This window comes from Bacillus sp. MBGLi79 (genome assembly GCF_002953915.1).
In genome coordinates this window covers 4,769,885-4,773,576 of record NZ_CP026521.1, presented here as the reverse complement: position 1 = coordinate 4,773,576, position 3,692 = coordinate 4,769,885, and the positions used below count along the sequence as shown (strand labels likewise).

Genomic DNA, 3,692 nt, shown 5'->3' with positions numbered 1-3,692 from the left:
GGAGGTCGCGGGTTCGAGGCCCGTCCGGACCGCCATTTTAAAAAAGTTACATACCTGGCTCGGTAGCTCAGTTGGTAGAGCAACGGACTGAAAATCCGTGTGTCGGCGGTTCGATTCCGTCCCGAGCCACTCTAAAAAGCGCGTCTGTTTTTAAGCAGATGCGTTTTCTTTTAGCTGAAAACAAGGAAATAAAATGCTGAAGGAATAAAAAGGAGAAAAAAAGGGAGGCCGGTAACCCGGCCGAAGAAGAAGACGTTACTATATAGACGGTCTTGAAGGGGAAGATGTTTCATTTTTCAGTAAAAAAAGTCACAAAAATTTAATTGTTGTGATAAAAGCGGAAAAATAGAAGGTGGATTTAATTTCCAAACGTTTTCCTTTGAACTATTTTTTTAACTTTTGCTTCATAAACGTTATAATGTATAAGAAATCTATTTTCTAGAAAGTGTTTTTTAATGAAGACATGCAGTGTACTTGATATAAAACTTAGGCAGCCATCCGCTGGCTGTATTGTATCCAAACTCTGAACCAGGGGGAACGAATAATGGAAAAAAAGATACTAGTTGTAGATGATGAAAAGCCGATTGCTGATATTTTAGAGTTTAATCTGAAAAAAGAGGGCTATGAAGTCCATTGCGCATACGACGGCAATGAAGCGCTTCAGATGGTTGAGGATCTCAACCCTGATATGATTCTGCTCGACATCATGCTTCCGAACAAGGATGGTGTGGAAGTGTGCCGTGAAGTCCGCAAAAAATATGATATGCCCATCATTATGCTGACAGCAAAGGATTCGGAAATCGATAAAGTCATCGGTCTTGAACTGGGAGCTGACGACTATGTGACAAAACCGTTCAGCACTCGCGAACTGCTCGCGCGTGTCAAAGCGAACTTGAGAAGACAGAACACAGCGGCTCCTGCCGAAGAAGAATCGTCTTCAAACGAAATTCAAATTGGATCGCTCGTCATTTTTCCGGATGCCTACGTCGTTTCAAAACGAGACGAGACAATCGAACTGACGCATCGGGAATTCGAACTGCTGCATTACCTTGCTAAACATATCGGGCAGGTCATGACGCGTGAGCATCTGCTGCAAACCGTGTGGGGATACGACTACTTTGGAGATGTCCGGACAGTTGACGTTACGGTCAGACGCCTTCGCGAAAAAATCGAGGATAATCCGAGTCACCCAAGCTGGATCGTCACAAGGCGCGGGGTCGGCTACTATTTGAGAAATCCGGAACAGGACTAATACCGAAATGAATAAAGTCAGTTTTTTCCGCTCGATTCATTTTAAGTTTACCTTAATATACGTTCTGCTGATTATCGTTGCCATGCAGATTATCGGCGTCTACTTTGTCAATGAGATGGAGAAGTCACTTCTTAAATCATATAATGACTCTCTTGACCAGCGGGTGAACAACCTCTCGTATTATCTGGAACAGGAAATGACGAAGGATAGAAGCACGTCTTCCTCGACTACCTTGAAAGAAGACGCAGAGCGGATTCTAAATGATTTCAGCAAGGAAGGCGAAATTCTCGAAGTCAGTCTGATTGATAAAAGCTATGAAGTCATCGCGACCTCCAATCCTTATAACCGGGAGGTGGCGGGGAAAAAGACAACAGAGGGCATTATTAAAAGGACACTGCTTGTCGGTATTCCGTACGAAAACAAATTTTTCGACCCGGAGCGTGACAGCAAAGTGCGGATTTCAGTCACGCCGATTAAAAAATCGAATCAAGAGACGATCGGGGCCATTTATGTCGTGGCATCGATGGATAATGTCTACAATCAAATCCGGACAATCAACACCATTTTAGCGTCTGGAACTTTTATTGCGCTTGGAATCACTGCATTCCTCGGGATTTTTGTCGCGCGAACGATTACACATCCGCTGTCAGATATGAGAAAGCAGGCAATTGAACTGGCGAAAGGAAATTTCTCGAGAAAAGTCAGGAAGTACGGAAACGACGAAATCGGCCAGCTGGCCACAACGTTTAATTATTTAACGAGAGAGCTGAAAGAAGCTCAATCCATGACAGAAGGCGAACGAAAAAAACTATCTTCTGTTATTGCCTATATGACAGACGGGGTTATCGCGACAAACCGAAATGGCGCGAGTATTTTGCTTAATACGCCGGCACTGGAGCTTTTAAATGTTTCACGTGAAACGGCTCTCGAAATGCCGATCACCTCACTGCTCGGCCTTGAAGATGAATACACGTTCGAAGATTTGGTTGAACAGCAGGACTCGCTCCTTCTTGAAATTGAACAGGAAGAACGGACGTCTGTGCTTCGCGTCAATTTCTCGGTCATCCAAAAAGAGCACGGAAAGATTGATGGGTTGATTGCGGTTATTTACGATGTCACAGAACAAGAGCAGATCGATCAAGAACGGAGAGAATTTGTGGCAAATGTCTCCCACGAACTCAGAACGCCGCTCACCACAATGCGCAGCTATTTAGAAGCGCTTGCGGAAGGCGCGTGGCAGGATCCAAACATTGCGCCGCGCTTCTTGAATGTGACACAGAATGAAACAGAGCGCATGATCAGACTTGTCAACGACTTGCTGCAGCTTTCTAAGTTTGACAGCAAGGACTACCAATTCAATAAAGAATGGATTCATTTTATCCGTTTCTTCTCATTGATTATTGAGCGCTTTGAAATGACGAAAGAGCAGCATGTTGAGTTTATCAGCAATCTGCCGGAGAGAGAATTGTATGTTGAAATCGATCCGGACAAGATTACGCAAGTGCTGGATAATATCATTTCAAATGCATTTAAATATTCCCCTGAAGGAGGCCATATCACGTTCTCTGTTGATGTAAATGAAGAAGAAGAGCTTCTTTATATCAGTGTCAAAGACGAAGGTGTCGGCATTCCGAGAAAAGACATGGAGAAGATCTTCGAGCGTTTCTACCGTGTCGATAAAGCCAGAACAAGAAGACTCGGCGGTACGGGGCTTGGTCTTGCGATCGCAAAAGAAATGGTACAAGCCCATGGCGGCGACATTTGGGCCGACAGTATCGAAGGAAAAGGAACAACGATCACATTTACCCTGCCATATAAAGAAGAACAAGAGGATGATTGGGATGAAGCGTGAAACAATTAAAACGATAATACTGTCCCTTTTGGTTTTGATCAGTCTTCTTTTTACTTTTAATATTTGGGGATTTCAGGGGAATTACGAAAAAGTAGAAGATTCACAGGCTCAGGTCAGCGATAAACAGCCGATTACAAATCAGACAAAGTTGCTAAATGAAGCCGTCAAACCTCAGCAAATGTTCATTCATGAGAATGGACAGCATTATTTGCTGAATGATACGACGCTCTATTCTCAGCTCTGGGACGACATGAGCCGATGGGAAGTCAAATCGTTAAAGGATATCTCGGACAAATTTGACAGGCAGCAGTTCAAAAACTGGCTGTACGCTAAAAATAAAGACTCCAAATTGGATCTCGTTTTTAGCGACAATATTCCAATCGATGTGCTGCAGCCGCTTTTCAAATGGTCCGCCAACTCTTATGAATACAACTCTTTTGACAGAATCGTTCTTCCTTTCAACGAAGGACGGGGCATGAAAAAAATCTACTTTGTATCCTTCAGCAAAGAGACGGTTGTTGAAGCGGTGATTGAATCGGCAAATTACCGCAACATCCTTGCAGACATTGAAAAAGAAAAATCGCAGAT

The 3,692-nt window shown here is 43.6% G+C and carries 3 protein-coding genes and 1 tRNA gene; all 4 read left to right on the top strand.

Annotation, left to right across the window (positions count from 1 at the left end):
• Window positions 1–56: 56 nt before the first annotated feature.
• A tRNA-Phe gene (locus C1T29_RS24365) sits at window positions 57–129 on the top strand.
• Window positions 130–544: 415 nt separating this feature from the next.
• Window positions 545–1,252 carry a cell wall metabolism DNA-binding response regulator WalR gene (gene walR / locus C1T29_RS24360; protein ID WP_003177967.1) on the top strand — a complete coding sequence of 236 codons (708 nt, stop codon included), beginning with the start codon at window positions 545–547 and terminating at the stop codon, window positions 1,250–1,252.
• A 7-nt stretch (window positions 1,253–1,259) separates the two neighbouring features.
• Entirely contained in the window at window positions 1,260–3,104 is a 1,845-nt protein-coding gene (gene walK / locus C1T29_RS24355; RefSeq protein WP_208945574.1) for a cell wall metabolism sensor histidine kinase WalK, read from the top strand.
• On the top strand, window positions 3,094–3,692 hold a 599-nt coding region (gene yycH, locus C1T29_RS24350), incomplete at its 3' end, for a two-component system activity regulator YycH (protein WP_231516528.1). The genes walK and yycH, both read left to right, overlap by 11 nt.

Bases quoted from the DNA above. Each gene is read 5' to 3' on its own strand.
- walR (WP_003177967.1), top strand. From the start codon at position 545: ATGGAAAAAAAGATACTAGTTGTAGATGATGAAAAGCCGATTGCTGAT.
- walK (WP_208945574.1), top strand. From the start codon at position 1,260: ATGAATAAAGTCAGTTTTTTCCGCTCGATTCATTTTAAGTTTACCTTA.